Origin of the sequence: Rhodococcus sp. KRD197 (genome assembly GCF_017168235.1) — a bacterium.
Lineage (GTDB): Bacteria > Actinomycetota > Actinomycetes > Mycobacteriales > Mycobacteriaceae > Rhodococcoides.
This window is the reverse complement of the sequence record NZ_JABFAO010000072.1, coordinates 22,384-42,930: the sequence shown is the minus strand read 5'-3', so window position 1 is coordinate 42,930 and position 20,547 is coordinate 22,384. Positions and strand designations below refer to the sequence as shown.

Annotated in this window: 18 protein-coding genes; 2 read left to right on the top strand and 16 right to left on the bottom strand. The window is 64.5% G+C overall.

From position 1 onward, the window contains the following. The 13 genes from J1M86_RS24600 to J1M86_RS24540 all read right to left on the bottom strand — a co-directional run bounded on the left by J1M86_RS24600 (position 1) and on the right by J1M86_RS24540 (position 14,004). Entirely contained in the window at positions 1-711 is a 711-nt protein-coding gene (locus J1M86_RS24600) for a cysteine hydrolase family protein (protein WP_075838558.1), read from the bottom strand. Beyond that, positions 708-2,492 (bottom strand): allophanate hydrolase, encoded by a 1,785-nt coding sequence (gene atzF, locus J1M86_RS24595; RefSeq protein WP_075838557.1) that lies wholly within the window; start codon positions 2,490-2,492, stop codon positions 708-710. The genes J1M86_RS24600 and atzF overlap by 4 nt, the downstream gene beginning before the upstream one ends. Positions 2,493-2,549: 57 nt before the next feature. Then, positions 2,550-3,224, bottom strand: a complete 675-nt coding sequence (locus tag J1M86_RS24590; RefSeq protein ID WP_206511732.1) for a GntR family transcriptional regulator — start codon at positions 3,222-3,224, stop codon at positions 2,550-2,552. Between the two features lie 79 nt (positions 3,225-3,303). After that, positions 3,304-4,653, bottom strand: coding sequence for a dihydrolipoyl dehydrogenase (gene lpdA, locus J1M86_RS24585; RefSeq protein ID WP_206511731.1), 1,350 nt, complete (start codon positions 4,651-4,653; stop codon positions 3,304-3,306). Beyond that, the gene (locus J1M86_RS24580; protein ID WP_206511730.1) at positions 4,650-5,891 is read right to left on the bottom strand and encodes a dihydrolipoamide acetyltransferase family protein; all 1,242 of its coding nucleotides are present in this window, start codon (positions 5,889-5,891) and stop codon (positions 4,650-4,652) included. Before J1M86_RS24580 ends, lpdA begins: the two co-directional genes overlap by 4 nt. 1 nt (position 5,892) lies before the next feature. Continuing rightward, a complete protein-coding gene (locus tag J1M86_RS24575) occupies positions 5,893-6,903 on the bottom strand; it encodes an alpha-ketoacid dehydrogenase subunit beta (RefSeq protein WP_206511729.1) in 1,011 nt (336 codons plus the stop codon). Then, a complete protein-coding gene (gene pdhA, locus J1M86_RS24570; RefSeq protein WP_206511728.1) occupies positions 6,900-8,000 on the bottom strand; it encodes a pyruvate dehydrogenase (acetyl-transferring) E1 component subunit alpha in 1,101 nt (366 codons plus the stop codon). The genes J1M86_RS24575 and pdhA overlap by 4 nt, the downstream gene beginning before the upstream one ends. A gap of 182 nt (positions 8,001-8,182) precedes the next feature. Next, positions 8,183-8,737 carry a hypothetical protein gene (locus J1M86_RS24565; protein ID WP_075838553.1) on the bottom strand — a complete coding sequence of 185 codons (555 nt, stop codon included), beginning with the start codon at positions 8,735-8,737 and terminating at the stop codon, positions 8,183-8,185. Positions 8,738-8,784: 47 nt separating this feature from the next. Further along, positions 8,785-10,095, bottom strand: coding sequence for a hypothetical protein (locus J1M86_RS24560; RefSeq protein WP_206511727.1), 1,311 nt, complete (start codon positions 10,093-10,095; stop codon positions 8,785-8,787). A gap of 410 nt (positions 10,096-10,505) precedes the next feature. Beyond that, on the bottom strand, positions 10,506-11,246 hold the full coding sequence (locus J1M86_RS24555) for an SDR family oxidoreductase (RefSeq protein WP_206511726.1): 741 nt from the start codon (positions 11,244-11,246) through the stop codon (positions 10,506-10,508). After that, positions 11,243-12,265, bottom strand: a complete 1,023-nt coding sequence (locus J1M86_RS24550) for a phosphotransferase family protein (protein WP_307786740.1) — start codon at positions 12,263-12,265, stop codon at positions 11,243-11,245. The genes J1M86_RS24555 and J1M86_RS24550 overlap by 4 nt, the downstream gene beginning before the upstream one ends. Continuing rightward, on the bottom strand, positions 12,262-13,461 hold the full coding sequence (locus tag J1M86_RS24545; RefSeq protein ID WP_206511725.1) for an acyl-CoA dehydrogenase family protein: 1,200 nt from the start codon (positions 13,459-13,461) through the stop codon (positions 12,262-12,264). The genes J1M86_RS24550 and J1M86_RS24545 overlap by 4 nt, the downstream gene beginning before the upstream one ends. A gap of 87 nt (positions 13,462-13,548) precedes the next feature. Further along, on the bottom strand, positions 13,549-14,004 hold the full coding sequence (locus J1M86_RS24540; RefSeq protein WP_075838549.1) for an NUDIX domain-containing protein: 456 nt from the start codon (positions 14,002-14,004) through the stop codon (positions 13,549-13,551). A 114-nt stretch (positions 14,005-14,118) separates the two neighbouring features. Between J1M86_RS24540 and J1M86_RS24535 the strand changes: the two genes are divergently transcribed. Together J1M86_RS24535 and J1M86_RS24530 are read left to right on the top strand one after the other, a co-directional pair. Further along, positions 14,119-15,360: an acetyl-CoA carboxylase biotin carboxylase subunit family protein gene (locus tag J1M86_RS24535; protein WP_206511724.1), complete on the top strand. Its 1,242-nt coding sequence runs from the start codon at positions 14,119-14,121 to the stop codon at positions 15,358-15,360. A 41-nt stretch (positions 15,361-15,401) separates the two neighbouring features. Further along, a complete protein-coding gene (locus tag J1M86_RS24530) occupies positions 15,402-17,423 on the top strand; it encodes a hypothetical protein (protein ID WP_206511723.1) in 2,022 nt (673 codons plus the stop codon). 45 nt (positions 17,424-17,468) lie between these two features. Here the strand turns inward: J1M86_RS24530 and J1M86_RS24525 are convergent, their stop codons facing one another. The 3 genes from J1M86_RS24525 to J1M86_RS24515 form a co-directional block, all read right to left on the bottom strand. After that, positions 17,469-18,113 (bottom strand): YoaK family protein, encoded by a 645-nt coding sequence (locus J1M86_RS24525; protein WP_206511722.1) that lies wholly within the window; start codon positions 18,111-18,113, stop codon positions 17,469-17,471. Between the two features lie 57 nt (positions 18,114-18,170). After that, a complete protein-coding gene (locus J1M86_RS24520) occupies positions 18,171-19,472 on the bottom strand; it encodes a lipase family protein (RefSeq protein WP_075838547.1) in 1,302 nt (433 codons plus the stop codon). Between the two features lie 94 nt (positions 19,473-19,566). Next, positions 19,567-20,490: a dioxygenase gene (locus J1M86_RS24515; protein ID WP_206511721.1), complete on the bottom strand. Its 924-nt coding sequence runs from the start codon at positions 20,488-20,490 to the stop codon at positions 19,567-19,569. Positions 20,491-20,547: the final 57 nt, after the last annotated feature.

Genomic DNA, 20,547 nt, shown 5'->3' with positions numbered 1-20,547 from the left:
TCAAATCCTGTTCGTGTGGAGTGCAGGTGATGGAGCGAGCTCACCGATTGCAGCAATGACCTCGTCGGACGGCGATGTCCAGCCGAAGATCCCGCCCTGCGCTGCGATCATGTCGAGGCCGACGCGCTGGAACTCGGGGAAATAGGAACCCACACAATCCGATACGACGAGGCACTCGTATCCCCGGTCGTTGGCTTCGCGGACAGTGGTGTGCACACACACCTCGGTGGTGACGCCGGTGACGAGGAGCGTCGTAATGCCGGCCATCTCGAGAATCTCGGCGAGATCCGTGGCGTAGAAGGCACCCTTTCCTGGCTTGTCGATGACGGTCTCACCGTCGATCGGCGCGAGTTCGTCGACGATGTCGTGTCCGTACTCTCCTCGAACAAGGATGCGCCCGAACGCACCTGGATCTCCGATGCGCTGCGAGGGCATACCTCTGTTGAGCTTGGCGGGTGGACAGTCCGAAAGGTCGGGCAGATGCCCTTCCCTGGTGTGGATCACCGGTACCCCGTGCTCACGCGCTGCAGCAATGAGCGCTGCCAGTGGCTCGATGACGTTGCGGAGCATGTCGACATCGTTTCCGAGGCTTTCCCCGAATCCACCCGGCAGCAGGAAGTCGCGCTGCATGTCGATGACGAGTAGCGCCGTCTTCCCGGCGGGGATGGTGAACGGGGTGGGCGACGCACCCGATACATACGATTCGTTCATGAGACCTCCTGTGCTGTCGGTGTACTGATCGACTGGGAGTACGCGCGCCAGCCGCCGAACTCGCTGATGTCCTCGACGGGAGATGACGACGCCCCGGTCTGCACTGCCGCGTCGCAGACATAACCGAGAGCCGTCGATCCGTCGGCCAGATGCACCCGTCCCAGAGCGAGCACAGCCGGCGTCCTGCCCGCGAGTACTGCCAGAGCGGCGGCGGGCAGGCGCCACCGCTCCACGTCTATTGCGCGTCCACCGTCGGGGACGCGAAGCAGTCCAGGCGTCGGGTCCTGCGCTCCGATGCGCAGCAGTCGATAGCTCGGCGCAGTGGAGGTGGCCTTCACCAGAGATCCGCCCAACTCGGTGAGTTGACCGTTGGCGCGTTCGCCGGCCAGGTGATGGCCGGCGACCACGATATCGACGGTGTCCCCGTCAGATGCGGCACGCGGTTCTCCCAGCAATCGAGCTGCGACCGCCAGGACGGTGTCGTCGGTCAGCGCAGGTCCGATCACCATCAGACTGAAAGGGCGTCCGTCGGCAGTGACGCCGGCGGGGACCGCAACGGCGTTGAGGTCCAACAGATTTCCGAAGTGGGTGTAATGCCCCAGCTTGGTGTTGCACCCGATTGGGTCCTGAAGAACCTCGGGCACCGTGAAAGTGGTTCCGATCGTGGGGACGATCATCACATCCATCGAGTTCCACAACCCTGAAACCTCACTGCGCAATTGCTGCAACCGCTGTAGTGCGCGGAACGCATCGATGGCTGTGTACTTGCGGCCTCCGAGCAGGATCTCGCGAACCACGGGGACGATGGAGTCCGGGTGCTCGGTGAGGAACTCGTCGAACTCGACGAGTCGCTCCGCGACCCACGGGCCCTGGTAGAGCAGAGATCCGGCGTCGAGAAATGGTGTGAGTGTCACTGCCGTGGTGGTGAAGCCCCGATCGGCAAGCGATGTGCGGACGGCGAGATGCGCATCCGCCATGACGTCGTCACCGAAGAAGTCGAGCTCACTCTCGTCGGGCAGCCCGATACGGATGTCGCGGCCGTCGTATTTCGGCCCCCGTCCTCGGGACCAACCGTCACGTGGATCGATGCCGCTGATGATGTCGAAGATCAGATCGAGGTCTGCCACGCAGGTTGCCATCAGGGTGATGCAGTCGAGGGACTTGCACGCGGGCACAAGGCCGACGGCGCTGATGAGCCCGCGCGAGGGCTTCCACCCGATGATCCCGTTGAGTGCAGCAGGCACTCGACCGGATCCGGCGGTATCGGTGGCCACGCAGAACGGGACCTGTCCCAGCGCCACTGCCAAGGCGGATCCGGAACTCGATCCGCCGGAGATCATGTCGTTGCCGTACACGCTGCGCGGAATTGTGTGCGGCGTGCGGGTCCCGTTGAGACCGGTCGCGAACTGGTCGAGGCTCGTCTTGCCGACGAACAGCGCACCGGCGTCGATCAGAGCCTGTACCGCAGGCGCGGTCGAGTCGGCGATGTATCCGTATTCGGGGCAGGCGAGCGTGGTCGGGAAGCCGGCCACGTCGATGCTGTCCTTGACGCCGAACGGGATGCCGTAGAGCGGCAGCTCCGAGGCTCCTTCGCGCGATTCGAGTTCGGCGGCCGCGCGGCGGAGTTCGTCTCGCCCGAGCACGGTTATCCAGGTGCCGTCGTCACCGCGTAGTTCGAGGGCATCGGCGAGCTTGTCGACGGTGCTCGTCGGTGAGCTCGACCCTGTTCGATACGAGGTGAGGAGCTCGGTGACGCTCGGGCCTGCTACTGGACCATTCATACCGTCGATTGTCGACAGTTTAACGTTACTGCAGGTGGACGGCGTGTTTCTAGTCTGTTAGCAAATGCTCTCGAGGTGGAGGTACGTGAGCTCGCCGTGCTCCTTCAGTGCTGCCGACGCTGTGGCCGCGTCGTTGGACTCCACTGCCTCGAGCAGGACGGCATGACGACGGATACCGTCGACCGGCTTCGCGATACGCGCCTCTTCCCGCAGGTTGCGGGCCATCGGCAACTGCAGTTTGAGCAGGATCGGCGCGTATGCGAGGTCCAGTTGGTGGCTGCCTGCCAGCCCGACGATGGCCTCGTGGAATCGCCGATGGGCGTCGTCCTTCTCGAGCGACTCGCCGCGTGCATCGGCCTCGCGCATGTCGTCGAGGGCCGAACGGGCAGCGCTGAACGGATCCCCGTGTGTCGTATCCAGCGGAAGAGCGCGCCTGATCGCATGCTGCTCGAGGACCTGGCGGAGCTCGAACAACTGCAGAATGTCGGCCGAGGACCACACTGTCACCCGGAACCCTCGACGCGGCAGATGCTCGACCAGGCCCTGCTGCGCGAGCAGCCTCAACGCCTCCCGCACCGGCGCCCTGCTGATACCGAGCCGGGCGCACAGCGTTTCCTCCACTACGCGAGACCCCGGCTCGAGCGCACCGCTGAGCACCTCGGAGCGGACCTGGCGAGTGGCCATCTCGACGAGACTCAGCGGCAGCGCAGCCTTGTTCGTCGGTGAGGTCATGTCCGCCAGTCTACGAACTCGACCGGGAGCAGTGCAGGAATGCTCCCTTTCGGCCGCGTCGGATCGGTGACCCGCGCATCTAGTGCGAGTGCAGCGGCTTGCCCGCGAGCGCGAGGTGGGCTTCACCGAATGCCTCGGACTGGGTGGGGTGAGCGTGGATCAGATGCGCGACCTCCTCCGGGTACGCGCCCCAGTTCACCACCAGTTGGGCCTCGCCGATGAGTTCGCCCACACGGGCCCCCACCATGTGGATGCCGACAACAGCGCCGCCCGCACGTACCAGCTTGACGCCACCGGATGTCCCGAGGATCTGGCTCTTGCCGTTGCCCGCCAGGTCGTAGACGGTGGTGTCCACATCGCCGTACTGCTCGACGGCCTGCGCCTCGGTGAGACCGACGGATGCTACTTCCGGATTGCTGTACGTCACGCGGGGGACTGCGGAATCGGGTACCGATTTCGGGGCCAGCCCCGCAATCTGCTCGGCGACGAAAATGCCCTGCTGAAATCCTCTGTGCGCCAGTTGGGGTCCGCGCACAATGTCGCCGACGGCGTACACGCCGGGCTCGCTGGTCTGCAGTACCGAATCGACCTCGACGAAACCTTCATCCAGGACAACGCCTCCGAGGTTCTCGACGTTGGGACCTCGGCCCACCGCCACGAGCAGCACATCCGCGTCGAGCGTCTCACCGGATGCGAGCGTCACGCTCACCCCATCGCGTGCTTCCTTCACACCGGTGAACGGTGACGATGTCTTGGCGGTGATACCGCGCTTGCGGAAACCGCGGGTCAGCTGCCTCGAGGACCATTCGTCCTCGCCGGCCACGAGCCTCGGCAGTGCCTCGACGATCGTCACGTCGACGCCGAACGAGGCCCACACACTGGCGAATTCGACGCCGATCACACCGCCACCGAGCACGATCGCCCGCGTGGGCACAGTGTCGAGCGTCAACGCCCGGTCGCTGGTGAACACGCGCGGGCCCAGCTCGATCCCCGGCAGCACCTTCGCAGACGAACCGGTTGCGAATACCACGGATCTGCCGGTGATGCGGCGTCCATCCACCTCCACGGTCCTGTCGCCGGTGTACGTACCGGTGCCGCTGATCAATTCGATCTTGTGCGCGGCAACGAGCCCTTGCAGACCCTTGTACAACTTGGCGACGACGCCATCCTTGTAGGAGTGCACGCCGGCCATGTCGATACCGTCGAAGCTGCTTCGCACCCCCACCTCCTCGCTGTCGCGCGCGGTGTCGGCGACCTCGGCGCAATACAGCAGTGCCTTCGTCGGGATGCAACCGCGATGCAGGCAGGTGCCGCCGACCTTGTCCTTCTCGATCAGCGTCACCGACATGCCGAGTTGCGACGCACGGAAGGCGCACGCGTAGCCGCCCGATCCGCCGCCCAGGATGACGACGTCGGGTATTGCGCTCATGCCAGTGCGATCAGATTGAGCGGATCCGAGAGGATCGAGGCGATATCTGCGAGGAAGCGCGAGCCCTGTTCACCGTCGACGAGGCGATGATCGAACGACAGGCTCAGCGTCGTCAGCGATCGCAGCGCAATCTCACCCTCGAACTCCCAGGGTTGACGACGGATCGCGCCGAAGCACAGGATCGCCGCCTCCCCCGGGTTGAGAATCGGGGTCCCCGAATCCACCCCGAAGACACCGACATTGGTGATGGTGATGGTTCCGTCGACGAGATCGGCCTGTCCGGTCTTTCCTTCCTTGGCCGTCTCGGTCAGTTCGCCGAGAGCCCGCGCGAGATCCCGCAGACCGAGCGTGTGCGCATCCTTGATATTGGGCACCATCAGGCCCCGCGGCGTCGCGGCAGCGATACCGAGATTGACGTACCCCTTGGTCACGATCTCTTGATTCTCCTCGTCCCATTCCGAGTTCAGGCTCGGATTGGACCGCAGCGCAACAACGAGGGCCTTCGCGACGAGCGCCAACGGCGTCAGCTTGATATCGCGGAAGTGCTTCGTGCCGCGCAGCCTGTCGAGCAGTTCGACGGTCGGCGTCACGTCGACGGTGATGAACTCGGTGACGTGCGGGGCTGTGAACGCACTCGACACCACCGCCGCGGCTGTGTGCTTCCGGACGCCCTTGATCGGTGTGCGGGTTTCGTCTCGAGCGGTTTCGACCAGGACGGGTTCATGGCGATCGGACAGGTACGCCGCGATGTCCTCGCGGGTCACCTCGCCGCGGGGCCCCGTGGCCGGCACATCGGCCAGATCGATACCTTCCTGCCGTGCGATATACCGCACCGGCGGGGAGGCCAGTGGTTTCGAACTCTCGACACGGGTGTGCTCCGGCTCGGACACCTTCCTGTTCCCGCGCCGGCTGCGCCCCTCCCCGGCGACGCCGTAGCCGACGAGGACAGGTACCCGCTCCTCCTCCTGTGCAGGTTCCTCGGCAACCGGACCGCTGCCGTCGCCGTCGGAGATATCGATGATGGGCGTTCCGACCTCGACGGTGGTGCCCGCTTCGGCGCGCAGCGCGGTGACTGTCCCGGCGTAGGGCGAGGGCAGCTCGACGGAGGCCTTGGCTGTTTCGACCTCGGCGATCACCTGGTTGAGTTCGACGGTATCGCCGACCTCGACGAGCCACGTGACCAGTTCGGCCTCGGTGAGTCCCTCACCGAGATCGGGCAGCCGGAAGCTCTGTGTCATGTCAGGCAGGTCCAATCAGGGTGCGGTCGACTGCGTCGAGAATCCGGTCGGCGTCGGGGAGGAAGTACTCCTCGAGTTTGGCGGGCGGATAGGGAACGGTGAACCCACCGACCCGCTGAACCGGTGCCTCCAAGCTGTAGAAGCACTGATCCTGCACACGTGCAGCGATTTCCGCACCGATGCCCATGAAGGTGGCGGCCTCGTGGGTGATGACGAGCCGGCCCGTCTTGCGCACCGACGCTGCGATGGTGTCCATGTCCAGCGGCGAGAGCGAGCGCAGATCGATCACCTCGAGCGAGCGCCCCTCCCCCGCTGCGATATCCGCGGCCTGCAGCGCCGTCGCCACCAAGGGCCCGTAGGCGAGGACGGTCGCGTCGACTCCCTCGCGGAGGACGCGCGCGCGATGCAGCGGGTAGGCGTCCTCGATCGAGGCGGTGACGTCGACATCGCCCTTCTGCCAGTAGCGGCGCTTCGGCTCGAAGAACAGCACCGGGTCGTCCGAGGCGATTGCCTGACGCAACATCATGTTGGCGTCAGCGGCATTGCTGCAGCTGACCACGCGCAAACCGGCCGTCTGAGCGAAGTAGCCCTCGGGTGATTCCGAATGATGTTCGACGGCACCGATTCCGCCGCCGTAGGGCACGCGGATGGTGATGGGCATCTTCACGTTGCCGCCCGTACGGTAGTGCAGCTTGGCTACCTGCGAGACGATCTGGTCGAACGCCGGGTAGATGAAACCGTCGAACTGGATCTCTACCACGGGCCGGTAGCCGCGCATCGCGAGTCCGACTGCCGTACCGACGATTCCGGACTCGGCCAGCGGAGTGTCGATGACTCGGTTCGGGCCGAAGTCCTTCTGCAATCCGTCGGTGATGCGAAAGACTCCGCCGAGCTTGCCGATGTCCTCGCCGAGAAGCACGACCTTCGCGTCGTCCTCCATCGCGCGGCGCAGTCCGGCGTTGAGCGCCTTGCCCATAGGAAGGGCAGCGGGTGCAGCAAGCGTCGCGGTCATGACTGAACTCCTTCGAATCCGGCGCGATACGCGGCGTACGCCTCGCGCTCCTCGTCGATCAGCGGATGCGGGTCCGCGTAGACGTTGTCGAACAGCGACATCGGGGCCGGCTCTACCGTCCCGAGGCAGCCGCGGCGCAGGTCGGCGGCAGTGTCATCGGCGCGCTCGGCCACACGGCGCCGCAGGGTCTCGTCCATAACGCCCTCGCGTTCGAGCAGTCGCTCGATGCGGTCGATGGGGTCTTTCGCTCGCCACTCGTCGTCGAGTCCGGCGGGCCGGTACCGCGTCGGATCGTCCGAGGTGGTGTGTGGGCCCATTCGGTAGGTGACCGCCTCGATCAGCGTCGGTCCGCTGCCCTCCCGCGCTCGCGCCAGGGCGGTCCTGGTCGCCGCCAGCACCGCGAGCACATCATTGCCGTCCACCCGCAGCGCCGGGACGCCGAATCCGCGCCCGCGCTCGGCGATGGACGTATGCGTCTGCAGCGTGACCGGTTCGGAGATGGCCCACTGATTGTTCTGGCAGAAGAACACCACGGGGGCTTCGAAACTCGCTGCGAAGCCGAATGCTTCGGAGATATCGCCCTGGCTGGTCGCGCCATCACCGAAGTAGGTGATGACCGCACCTTCCACGCCGTCGAACTTCATCCCGAGGCCGTACCCGGTGGCGTGCAGGGCCTGGGAGCCGACGATGATCGCCGGTGTCGTCATGTTGTATCGGTACGGGTCCCAGCCGGATTGCGTCGATCCGCGCCAGAACCGAAGCATCTGCGTCGGATCCACGCCGCGGCAGTACGCGACGCCGTGTTCGCGATAGCTGCCGAAGACGAAATCGTCACTGCGCAGCGCTCGCGCGGATCCGACCTGAGCTGCCTCCTGCCCGAGCAGCGGCGCCCACAGTCCCAGTTCACCCTGCCGCTGCAGCGCGGTGGCCTCCGCGTCGATACGCCGCACGACGACGAGGTCCTCGTACAGATCGCACAGCTTGTCGGTGCTGATGTCGGCGACGGACTCGCTGAACTCGGACGGTTCGCTGCGCGCGCCGTCAGGAGCGACGATCTGAATGAGTTCGTCGCCGGTGGTGAAGTAGGCGGTGTTCATGGCGGCCTCCGTGACGGTTGCACTGTTACCTAGAACACAACCAATAATCGTCAGGAGGCGCAATAGAAGGGTTCAGAAGTGAGCAATATGCACGGTTCGCGGTTACGAAATGATGCTCGAGTTGTGCGCATTGAGTGCTCCGCATCAGCTCAGCAGCGCCAACTCGAAGGGAGCGCGTGGCATCAGCTGAGTTGATAGAACCTGGCACGTCGGTCGGATCCCGCAGGCGCGTCCGCCGCCGATACCAACCCGCGTGCCATTAGGTCACCGAGCGCCTTGGATACATGATCGGGCCTGACCTCGAACCCCTCACCTTCGACGAATTCTCTTATGGCCGATGGCGTGTTCGCGCCGCGACGAAGTAGGTGCAAGGTCAGGTCCGACACCGTTGCAAGGATCGTCTTCGACCCACGTTCGCCGGATGCATGGCCGATACCGGTCAAGTACGACGAAATAATCTCGTCCGCGCCCCACATTGCTCCGGCAAGAAAGATCCGCCCGTGTTGTCCGCGCAGTATCTCGGCAGGCTTAAGTTCATCGACGTCTTTGCACGTCTCCAACTGTTCTCGAAGCGATGCAACTTCCGCTTGCAGTGTCCGCAATTCAGCGGACGACGAAGCAGCCAACGACCTACCCACATCGTTGACCACACCGGTCGCCGGACGGAGATCAGGTTTTTCTCCTGCGATCTTCCTACCGAGAGAGCGCAGAACACCCACCGTTGCCTTGGTCGCCATCCGGACAGCCTTCCAGATCCTGAGCTGTGACGCAACTATTGGCAATATTATTCAGAGCGGACTTCCAACCATTCTGTAGTGCGCGAGACTGCGTCGAAGACCCACAGTCCCCGACCCGAAGTCCTGTTGAATCCCTCTGGCGGGAGAGAGACGACGGACGGAGGCACTTCGTACGGCCCACTGAATGCAGCTTCCACTCGTGTCGGGTCCTGCGGCCTGTCCTCAACAGCGTCGTTGGTCCACACAGCCGGTCCGACCGCAACGGCGACAAACGCCTGGCTGCGAATACTCAACGAAGTGGCTTGGCCGATGATAGTCGCCGTTCTTTCCGAAAATGCCGGCACGAGGAGCAGGTTGACACCGCAGCGGCTGAGCAGATCAACCAAGTCCGGGGACATAGCGTCCCTACAGATCAGGACCGCAATCGTCCACTCCTCTGACCGGATGATTCGAACCGAACCGACAGGCTCGATTCCTTCCATGTGTCCGGACATCTCTGCAGCGAACACTTTGCCCTGACTGGACCCGTAACCACCTGCCACCATCAGCCACGCATGGTTCTCGATGCGGTCGCTCCCGTGTCCATCATGGACTTCGCTTGTACCGGCGACGATCAAGCTCGGCGGCGCGACAGCCAAGTCGTCAACTGATCGCTGTAACTCATTGCGGTGTTTGCTGTGCAAGGAGTACTCGGGCAACACCAGCACATCGACTCCCGAGTCGGCCGAGTGGCGAACGATCTCCACCAACCGCCGGTGTTGCCGATCCGGATCAGAAGGGCCGCAGTTCCGAACTTTCCCATTCGGACCTTCCTGGATGTCGTACTCGGACAAGCTCATGTTCGGCTGAGCCGCTGCGATTTTAAGCTGCTCAGTCTCACTCAGGGGAGCGAGATGGTGCCAGTGTTCGTAGTCGATGACTAGCCCGTAGGCCGTTGTCCGCCTGTCCCCCAGCCCAAGATGTTCGGTGCAATCCAGTGCTCGCGATGGCAATTTGGACGGTTTGGTGTTGGCCGAATGCCCGCCGATGAATCGCTTGGGGTTGTACCGCGCAACGGGGTATACGCGGTCACGTGCAACGTCTACATGGATTTCGGCACGAAACCATTCCTCGAACGTGTTCGAAAACTCTGCGTCGACCGTGCACGCGATCGCGTGAGCGGCGATTGCCTCGACTGCATTCTCGTACGAGCTATTCGACCAAACATCGAGGTGTCGCGGTAGCCCAGCACTCAGCCGAACAATAGTTGCAGCATCGATAAAAGTACTGTTCCGGTCACAGTCAGGACCGGACAACAACGCATAGACATCGGCCTGTACGGCCAGTCGAAAGTCCTCGAACTGCGGCTCCGCCGCCAATAGTTTCCATACTTCTGCGCTGGGACTGTGTCCGACAGCCCAGCGGAGAAGACTCTGAACCAACGCCAACCACGTGCGCTCATCGACGTCGGTGTCTCGGAAGTATTCGAGGAGATCGACGAGACTACGGAAACCAACTGGATCGTCAGGCGCATTCACGAACCCACCGTAGTCATCGGCACCGTCAAAAACCGTCGTTTCAGATGCACGTCGAGCTTTGCCTCGGCGTCCCCGCGGCGCCGACAGCGTCTCCCCAGTTTGACCCCGTCAGCAGTGTTCGCCGTTAGGTACGTCCCGCAAGCCGCATGAATGGGCCACCACAACGGCTAGACGGCTTGAATGCGCCATTCATGCCAACGCGACCGGGCCAACGCGACCGGGCCAACGCGACCGGGCCAACGGGACCGGGCCTACGCTCCCAGCCCGGCTCCCGCCCGATTCACCACGATGCGCGGGACCACAGCACGCGAGGACAGCGCAAGGATGCTCGACGCGAGCTCGACGATGTCGGCGACCCGGATCATCGTTTCGGCCGGGATCGTGTCCTTCGTCCAGTCGCTCATATCGGTGTCCACGTAGCCGGGAGCGATGGACGTGCCGCAGATACCGTTGCCGCTCTCCTCTGCATTGAGGGTGTCGATCAGCGACAGCATCGCAGCCTTCGTTGCTCCATAGACGGCGAGTCCGGCCTCGGAATAGACCCCGGCCATCGACGCGAGCGCGATAACCTTGGCCCCGCCCTCCGGATTGTTCTCCACCGCTGTGCGCAACAGCGGTATCGAGCCCTGTAGCAGCGCAAACGGGGCGCGGAAGTTGACGTCCAGCGTCTTGTCGAAGCGGCGCATCGGATAGTCGGCGATCGAACCTGCGGTCCCGACGCCGGCGTTGAGCACCAGTGCGTCCATCGACCCGTATCTCGACTTGTGCGCATCGATGATGCGGTCGGCCGCGGCTCGGTCCGCAAGATCGGCAGCGACGGTGACCACCTCGGGTGCTCCGGCGGCTTTCAGCGTCGGAGCAACGGCATCCAATGTCGCCGCATCGCGCGCGGTGACGGTCAACGCATAGCCCAATTCCGCTAGGCGGGTGGCGATTCCGAGACCGATGCCGCGGGAGCCGCCGGTCACCAGTGCAGACTTCGAGGTTGTCATTGCTTGCCTTCCAGTGCGCGCAGACCAGCTGCCATGAACTCGTGTGTGGCCTCGGCAGCGGTCGAGGCTCCCGAGCCGGTATCGGACCCGGCGAGGGCGCGGTAGGTGATGCCCTCGCCGATGACTCCGAGTTTGAAGTTCGCCAACGCGATGTAGAAGTTCCAGTCCGACAACGCAGTTCCGGATCGACGACTGTACTGCTCGGCCAGATCGTCGGCCGAGGGGTATCGACTGCTCGTCCATGCCGCACTGACGCCCAACACGTCGTCGAAGATCGGTTGCCGGTACACGCACATGAGCGCCACGTCCGTGAGCGGATCGCCGAGGGTGGACATCTCCCAGTCAACTACGGCCGCAATCGAACCGGGATCGTCGGCCCTCAGGATCACGTTGTCGACGCGATAATCACCGTGCACGATCGAGGACGCGGACCGCGACGGGATGTTCGCGGCGAGCTTCTCGCGCAACTTCTCCACATCTGGCAACTCACGCGTCTTCACCCGTTCCCATTGCCGCGACCAGGTCTTGACCTGACGGCCGACGAATCCGTCGGGCTTGCCGAATGATCCGAGCCCGACGGCCTCGTAGTCGACATCGTGCAGTGCCGCGAGGACTCGGATGAGCTCAGCGGTGTTGGCGGTGATCTGCTCGTCGGACAGGCTTTCGAGGTCGGTTCTGGTCCGAATCACTCGGCCGGGATCGAATCCGACAACCGTCATCGGTGCGCCCAGCACAGTCCCCTCGGCATCGAAGGCGACGGTCTCGGCAACCGGGACCGCCGTCGACTGCAGTGCACTCGTCACCGCCCACTCGCGGGCCATGTCGTGCGCCGACGGCGTCAGCCCGCTGGTCGGGGGCCGTCGAACGACCCACGCGGACTTGTCGTCGTAGGCCTTGAACGTCAGATTGGAACGACCGCCGCTGATGAGTTCGACGCGCAGGTCTCCGACGAGTTCGATGCCGCTCTCGCGCAGGAACTGCGCCAGCGCCGGGGTGTTCATTCCCGGTAGATTCTTCACTGTGCCGCCTTCTTCGCCGCGCCGACAACACGTTTGGCGATGGCCCACCGGTGCACCTCGGAGGGGCCGTCGTACACCCGGAACGGACGCACTTCGCGGGACAGGCGCGCCAGCGGGAGGTCGTCGGAGACGCCGAGACCACCGCACATCTGGATGCTGCGATCTACGATGCGGAACACGGCCTCGGCCGCGTAGGTCTTGGCGATGGAGGTCTCATTGCTCGCGTGCGAGCCCTGATCGAGTGCGAAGCACGCTTGAATCAGCAGGGCGCGGGTTGCCGCGATGTCGATCTCGTTGTCGGCGACCATCTTCTGGACCATTCCGAGATCGCCGAGCTTGGAGCCGAAACCCTCACGCTGCGCGACCTGTGCGACGGCGATGTCGTGCCCGCGCCGCGCAGCCCCGAGCCACCGCATGACGTGGGTCATCCTGGCGGGGCCGAGGCGAACCTGCGCGTAGGCGAAGCCCTCGTCGACGGCTCCGAGCACGTTCTCGTCCGGAACGAAGACGTTGTCGAAAAACACTTCGCAGTGTCCACCGATCATCGCTTTGTCGAGTGTGCCGATGTGTCGGCCGACCTTGATGCCCTTGGTGTCGGCCGGGGCGAGGAACATCGTCGCCCCGCCGCGCATTCCCGGCTTGCCGGAGGTGCGGGCCATGATGATGAAGAAGCCTGCACCGTCGGCGCCGGTGATGAACCATTTGTGCCCGTCGATCTTCCAGCCACCGTCGACCTTGACCGCCGCGGTGGTCAGTGCGGACGGATCGGACCCGGCACCCGGCGCGGGCTCGGTCATCGCGAACGCGGATCGAACATCGCCCGCGGCGAGCGGGGCGAGAAACTGCTGCTTCTGCGCATCGGAGGCGATGTGGGCGAGCATGTGCACATTGCCCTCGTCGGGGGCGCCGATGTTGAGCGCCGGCGGACCGAACAGCGAGTAGCCGCCCTCCTCGAAGAGCGGGGCACGGTCGCACATGTTCAGGCCCGCGCCGCCGTATTCGATTGGTGCGTGCGGGGCGAATACGCCCGCATCCTTGGCGGCCCGCTGCATCCGAACGCGCAGCTCGTCGCCGCCGGCGTCCTCGACGTTGCCGTGGAACTCGTCCTCGATCGGGAGAATCTCGGTGCGCACGAACGTCCGCGTCTTCTCGATCAGCGCCTCGACTTCGGGCGAATAGGTCAGATCAATCGGCACAGGAGCGCTCCTTGGACTTCTCGGGACCGAGCGATCGATCGGTCGGTGGTGAGAAGACTGACACGTTCGTGCTCGCTCAGTCAAGAGTCAACTACTCGGCGGCAGCGCGTCGAGCAGTGCAGCCTGCGCCGCCAACAGCTTGATGCGCGCACGCTCCACGCTGCACCACTCGATCCGATCGAGCTCCGGGAACGATTGCTTCTTCCCAGACCGCGGTGGCCACTCCATCTCGAAGGTATTGCTCACTGCGCCGTCGACCTCGATATCTGCCTCGACCGCGAACACCGTCACCACTTTGCCGCCGCGCTGGCGAATCACGGGCAGGGCCACGGCCTCGCCGTCGGGTAGCTCGAGTCCGGTTTCCTCCCGGAACTCTCGCCGCGCCGCGACCAGGGGATCCTCGTCGGTGTACTCGCCTTTGATCACCGACCACACCCCGTCGTCCTTGCGCGCCCAGAACGGCCCGCCGGGGTGCCCGATCAACACCTCCACCACCCCGTCGCGAAATCGGTACGGCAGCAGGCCGGCGCTGTGTTTCGGCATTGTTCGATTGCACCACTGCCGGGCCGGGTCGCACCCGACGCCGCGCAGGCGAATCGGCGACCTATGTACGGTGTAAGACGACCTGACCTGAAAAAATCGATGGAAAGGACCTGTATGCCGCAGCCCGCACGCCTGGAGAAGAATCCGGAAAAGGGCTACGTAGCACTGTTGGGCTGGAGCCTGGCAGCGGTGGAAGCTTTGGACAAGTTCGACCGTCGGTACCTGGTCGTCGCTCCGGAGTGGGCCGAGCAGTACTGCACCGAAAACAACATCCCGTTCCTGCCATGGAACTTCGAACGACTCAACGACCGGTCCCTCGAGATCGCCGAGACGCTGCAGGACAAGGGCGTCGACGTCGCGATCCCGCTGTACGAGGAGACGGTGGAGTGGGCCGGCGCAATCAACTCGGTGCTGCTCGGTAACCCGCGGTTGTTCGGTCAAGCCATGCTCCTGCGCGACAAGGCGCTGATGAAGCGACGCGCGCAGCTCGGCGGTATCCGTGTCGGCATCTTCGAAGAAGCCCACGACCGCGAGGACGTCATCCGGTTCCTGCGGCGCGTCAATCAAACGCTGCTCAAGCTCGACGGCGACCCCAACGACCCCATCCACCTCAAGGCCTTCGACAAGGCCGGATGCCTCGGGCACCGCGTCATTCGCACGCCGGACGAGGTCGACTCCATCCCCGACGACGAGTTCCCGGTGCTGATGGAATCGCACCTCGACGGTTGGGAATTCGCTGTCGAGGCGTGGATTCACAAGGGCAAGATCAAGTTCCTCAACATCTCGGAGTACGTCACGCTCGGATACTCGGTGTTCGTGCCCGCGACACCGGAACTCGAGAAATACCGTCCGGCGATCACCGCGCAGATCGAGAAGCTCATCAAGGCCTTCGACATCGAGTTCGGGTTCATCCACCCGGAGTACTTCGTCACGAGCGACGGCGAAATGTACTTCGGCGAGGTGGCGTACCGGCCACCGGGCTTCAAGGTCTTCGAGCTGCTCGAGCGCGCCTACGGCTTCAACGCCTACCAGGGGCTCGTGCTGGCGTTCGACCCGAAGACCACCGAGGAAGAGATCGACGCGTTCTTCCCCCGCGAGGTCGTCGACGCCCACGGCACCGCCGGATGCTTCGGCGTCTACCCCCGCCGACGCGTGGTGAGCAACCTCGAGATCCCCGAGGAAACCGCCGACCACGACTACTACGAGACCAACGACCTCGCAGCGCCGTTGGAGGAGACCGTCACCAAGCGCACCGCATTCGGTACGCACTGGGGTCTGCTGTACTTCTTCGGCGAGGACCCTTACGTCATGCGTGACCTGCTCAAGCGTCAGGAAGAACTGGACTTCTACGTGTGAGGCAAAACCTCGGGAACGGACTCAGTGAGGTGTCGCAGACGATGAACTCCGACGAACCCGCCGAGCGCGGGCAAGAGATCGACCCTGCGCTGCAGACACGACTGGCCCAGCTCGACAATGCAGCCGAGTCGATGGCGGCTGCGCCGGACTTCTCCAAGAACACGAAGTTGCGACGCGTCATCGACTCGCTGCAGCGAGTGCTGATGCAGCCAGGAGGGTTCGCTGCGGTGCGCAAACGCGCCGCAGCACTGGAGGCCGCCGGGTTGTTCCTGGGTTCGGACTGGGCGCATCCGGACATTCTCGTCCCCTCGTTCGTCGGGACGAGTCTGCGCAGCGGCAACGTCGACACCGTTGTTCTCGAGGCAACCAGCGAGCTCAGGATGCTCGCGATCATCGCCGGTGAGTACGAGCATCCGGCCCTGAGCGCCGAGGACGCGAGGCGATTCCTGTCGCAGGTACTGGCGATGAACCTCGAGGTTCTGTTCTCGCCGCCGTCCGAGGCCGAACGCGTTCGGCTCGGTCGAATGGCACATCTCGTTCGCGATCTCTTCAGCTATATCGCCGAGGAGATCGGGTACGACAGCGTGCTCGACGAGCTCGGCGAAGAGATCTGGCGCGTACTGCGTCAGCGTCCCATCCAGGTCGACCACGTCAAGGCCATCGTCACTCGGATCGCCGTGTACCGCGGTGATCCGAATGTCGACCTCGGCGCATCCGGGCAGGGCCTCGATCGACTGATCTCCGCCCTGTTCGGCCCCACCGAGGCCTGCCGGGAGGACCCCGGCGTCGAGGTCTACCGCTCCAGACTCGAGGTCATGGATGCCGAGGACCTCGAGTTCGAGGCCCGCGGATTCGCCCGCGCGATGCACGACACCGGCCTGGTCTCGCCGTACCACGCGACGTTGGCGCGCTTCCTCATCGACAACAATCCGTACCTGCTCGGCGAAGCGCTCGGCGTATCGGAAACCGGTCGGACCTGCCTACAGCGCTATCCGGAGCTGGTGCACAGTCTCGTCACCGCGGCCGTGCACCCGGAAGCAGCGCAGTGCCTGTACGGCATCGCACTTCTGCTCGATCGCGGAGTTCTGCATCAGCCGCCCATCGTCCCGTCGCTGTGGCGTCAGATGCACCTGAAACTCGAACCCGGAGTGCGGCAGCGGCTCATCGATCTGTTCGGGCCGACGCCCCAGCCGGAAGCTCGGCTGCTCGGCGGGTTGATCTCGATGCTGGGCCAGCCGCTCGGCGTCGGACAGGGCGACAATCCCACCTGCCAGTCGGCGCGAGCGCTGTCCATGTGGTCGTACAACGACCCGGACTACCTGCTGCAGATGGTCGTCTGGGCGGCCCGAGACGACGAGATCGTGATGCACTTCGAAGGTCAGCCGATCTCATCCAAGGACAGTGCAAGCGGCGTCGCGACAGCCTCGCCGATCGACCTCGACCCCGTCTCGCAGCTGCTCGTTCCCCACCTCGACCGGATCTATGCCGAGATGGGTCGCCGTTGCGCGGATCGTCCCGGGGATCCGCACCGCTGGGTCAATCCCGAGTTTCACGGGTGGTGGTCGGCGCGCGGATTCCACATCAACGTCGATGTAGCGACCGGAAACCTGATCGACCTCGACGACTTCATCCGGCAATTCCACTCGTCGTACCACCCCGCGTACAACGGTGGCCAGCCACTGATCCACCCGCAGCCGGCCGGCATCGCCGTCACCGACAGCGCAGCCCGCTACATCGGTTGGCATGCCATCACCATCCTGCGTGTCGCCCCGGACCCGGACGGCGTCATGCGAGTGTTCTTCTTCAACCCCAACAACGACAGCGGTCAGGACTGGGGCGACGGAGTCGTCGTCGGAACCGCAGGAAACGGCGAAAAGGCCGGCGAAGGTTCACTGCCGTTCGAACAGTTTGCTTCTCGTCTCTACATTTTCCACACCGATCCGCTCGAGAACGGCGAACCGGAGAAGGTGCCGACCGCCGCGGTCGACAGCGTCATCGGGTACATCGAACGCAGCTGGGGCACTGGGCGCTTGCCCGACGGGACCGCCCAAACCAGCAACTGACGCAGGCCGACGCGGCCGGGTGTGGCGAACGGGCACCCGGCCGCGCTACTGCGGGTGCCGGAGACGACGCACGGCGCCAACGCTGATCGCGAACGCAGCGCACCCCGTCACTGCCGGCACCACCGGTCCCAGTGCGGGCGCGACCAGAATCGCGAGAGCACCGACGAACGCCCCGATCACCAGGGCCACGATCGCACCCATCCGCAGCACCAGGTAGCGGTGATCACCGCGAGCGAGATCGTCGACGATGTTGACGAGCGTTCCCGTCACGAAGGTCGTCGACAACCCACCACCCACCGTCGAGGTGCGCGCAACCACCGTCTGCAGCGCCATCGCAGCGGCGGACAGCGAAATGAGCCCCCCGACCAGGACAGTGTCGGTCGGGCCGCCCAGAGTCCACCACCCTGCCACCGCCGCGCACTGCATCGACGCAGCCACCCCGAGCATCCACATGGTCGTGCGCGCCGCAGAAGCACCGTCGCGGTACGCACTCCGGAATCCGGCGAACAGCACCGCGAAGAACACTGCGATCGCCACCGACGCCCCGATGAGCGTATGAACATAATCCTCGCGACCCACAAGCCCGACGAGCACAAGATTGCCCGTCATGTTGGCGGTGAAAATGCCACCCAACGCCAGGAACGCGAACGCATCGGTTGCACCCGCGCCGAACGACAGAAACAGCAACATCGATCGAGACCGTAAGTGCGCTGCCATTGCACGAATGCTAGTAGGACATGCCTGAAGTCAGAGACGGCGGCCGAACACCGCAGTAGCCGTCGACCAAGCCAAAGAAAGAAGGTCTCGCACCGCTCCGAGCGAAGCAGCCGTCGACCACACCGTCGTGATTCCCGACGCCGGGAGCGCATGTCCGTCGAACCGGTCCTGGAGCCAGTCCAGGGTGAGCGGCATCGCCAGTGGATGCAACGTCAGGTGTTCACTGAGCCGGTCCCGCAGGTAGGTCACGTGCACACCGTGGTCGAGGTACCGATCGACCTGACCGTCGACGTCGTCCACCGCGATGATCTGATCGTGCACGGCTTGCACGACGAGCATCGGCACCGACGGCGAGGTGCGGCCCGGCTGGATGGCCTCGAACACTTCCAGGATTTCGGGCTTGGCCAGCAAGTCGGCCAAGGGAAGGTCGATGTACTTGTCCAGGTCGTGATAGGCGAGCTTCTTCACCGCAGCGACCGTGGTGAGATCGTCCACCGAGTCGAGCAATGCCAGACCCTCGGCATTGACGTGCTCCCGCACGATTCGGTCGAGTTCGGGATATGCGCGGCGCAGCCCCCCGACGACGAGCGTGGGGAGCCCGGCATGCAGCGTGGCGTTTAGTCGTATGAACGCCGATGCCGGATCCCCGACGGGCGATCCCAGGGCCGCTCCGACGATGCGGAGTTCGGGCGCGTACTCGGGCGCCATCTCGGCCGCCCACGAGGTAGCCAGCCCACCACCGGAGTACCCCCACAGTCCGACGGACGTGTCGATTCTCAAGTCGAGGGGTGCGAAGTCCAGCGCGGCCCTGACCGCGTCCAGTGTGAAGAAGCCCGGCTCGCGCGGGGCGCCCCAGCGGCCGTCGGGGCCCTCGTGGTCGGGCAGGGACACCACCCATCCACGACGCAGGGCGTGCAGAACGATCGCGAACTCGAACTGAGGCACCGCGCCCCAGGCTTTCGCGCCTCGCTGCAGCGCATACGAGGGGAAACAGCGCTCCGATACCGCGTCGATCGCGCACTGATAGGACAGCAGTGGCTGATCGGGGTCGACTGCCCCCTGCTGCCGCAGGATCGTGGTGACGGTCACCTGCGGCTGGTCGTCGAGATCGGTGGTTCGGTAGAGCAACTGCCAGGCATCGACCTGCTGGGCGATGGTGCCGAACAGTGCAACCTCGACCTCGCGGTGACGGAGCACGGTGCCGGGCTCGGCCGACTCGAAGCCTTCGGGTGCCGCGAAGAACGGGTCCTGAGCTGGGAGGACTGCGCGATCTGGCCTGGGCCACAGTTCGGCTCGCCACGCTGCACTGCCCGTGTCTCTGTCGACGCTCATGTACCCACGCACCCCCTGTTGACAGACTCGAGTACACGAGTCTTCAAGTCACAGTAACGCGAAGTCGACCGAAAACCAGCACGCTGACCGGAAATCAGCGCTGTCCACCCTCCGGTGGTTGGCCGCCGCCTGGTCCGCCCGACGGTGGGGCGGCGGCAGTGTTCGCCGACTTCTCGGCCACGCCGATCGTGATGGAGAGCGCCATCGCGGTGTCTGGGGTCCCGCTCACCGTGGCCAGTTCGGCGTCCCAGCCGTCCCCGAACACGTTGTCCGATTCGAGGGACACCTGGGCCAGGTTCGAGATGCTGCGGGAATACCCGGAGTCGTAGTCGAATACCGTCGTGCACGCGTCCTGCGGAATGGCTATCTGCGAGGTCAAACGAGCGTTCTCACCTGCGACTGCTGCTTCGAGCGAGTCGAAGACCTCGAAGTGAATGTGCGGCCAGCGGCCCGCGTAGCAAGCCGGAAAGATCGAGGTGAAGGACACCGTGCCCGTTGCGTCCGCGACCTGGACTCCGCGTAGATAGTTCTGATCAGCAACCGACTCGCTGTAGAGCGAGTATTCGCCGTCCCGGTCGCAATGCCACAGATAGACCGCCATGCCCACGCCGGGCGAGCATTCGGCGGCGAGATCCTGCAGAGTCAGCTCGATCGTGGTCGGCACACCCTCCGCTGTTCCGGTGTACGACCCGAAACTGCTCGTGATGTCCTGACGGACGATGCCCGATTCGATCAGCACGTTCGGACCGTTGCTGCCGTCGCCGGGGTACGGCCCCGCTGTCTCCTGCGGCGCAGCCGCCACACACGAGGCCGCGTCCGTCGTGGCCTCGGCGGCGGACGCCGTCGTCTCCGCTGCAGAAGTGCTCGTCGATGTGCCGGTGGCACATGCTGCCAGCGCAGAGGTCCCCGCGGCCGCACCGAAGAACATCAGTGCTTTGCGCCGCGAAACCAGCGTCTTCAAGTCGTATCCGAGCCCGCGATCGTGCTCGTGAACTTCATGGTCGGTGTTGCGCGTCATCTTGACCTCCAGGGCGTCTGTTGCTGATGACACCATCTGAACAACCCAAACTTCCGC